Consider the following 527-nt stretch of genomic DNA (forward strand, 5'->3'; position numbering starts at 1 on the left):
GGTCCGATGATCTCGAAGAGCCACTTCGACCGGGTCCTGGAGCACCTCGAGCGAGCCCAGGCAGACGGAGCGAAGGCCGCCGTCGGCGGCGGCGCGCTGGACGGGCCGGGCTTCTTCGTGGCGCCCACGGTCCTGGTGGACGTTCCGCAGGGCGCGGCCTGCTCGCTGGAGGAGATCTTCGGCCCCGTCGTGACCGTCGAGACGTTCACCGACGAGGAGGACGCGGTGACCCGGGCCAACGAGGTGCCGTTCGGACTCTCGGCCTCGGTGTGGACGCTCAACGCCCAGCGCAGCCATGACATCGCCTCACGTCTGGACGCCGGCACCGTGTGGGTCAACTCGCACCTGGTGCTGGCCACGGAAATGCCCTGGGGTGGCTTCAAGGGCTCCGGATACGGCCGGGACCTGTCGGCCTACGCCTTGGACGACTACTCCCGGACCAAGCACGTCATGCACCACACGGGACGCTAGAACGCCTCCACCGGCCGTGGGCCACCGCCATGAATGCTCTTGCCGACCTCTCACGG

1 protein-coding gene is annotated in these 527 nt (G+C 69.1%); it reads left to right on the forward strand.

Going from position 1 to position 527, the window contains the following annotated elements; translation table 11 throughout:
• A partial coding sequence (locus tag QYM41_RS17845) for an aldehyde dehydrogenase family protein (RefSeq protein ID WP_368801105.1) occupies nt 1-471 on the forward strand: 471 nt, incomplete at its 5' end.
• Nucleotides 472-527 lie beyond the last annotated feature (56 nt).

This window comes from Kocuria oxytropis, assembly GCF_040981195.1.
Taxonomy (GTDB): domain Bacteria; phylum Actinomycetota; class Actinomycetes; order Actinomycetales; family Micrococcaceae; genus Kocuria; species Kocuria oxytropis.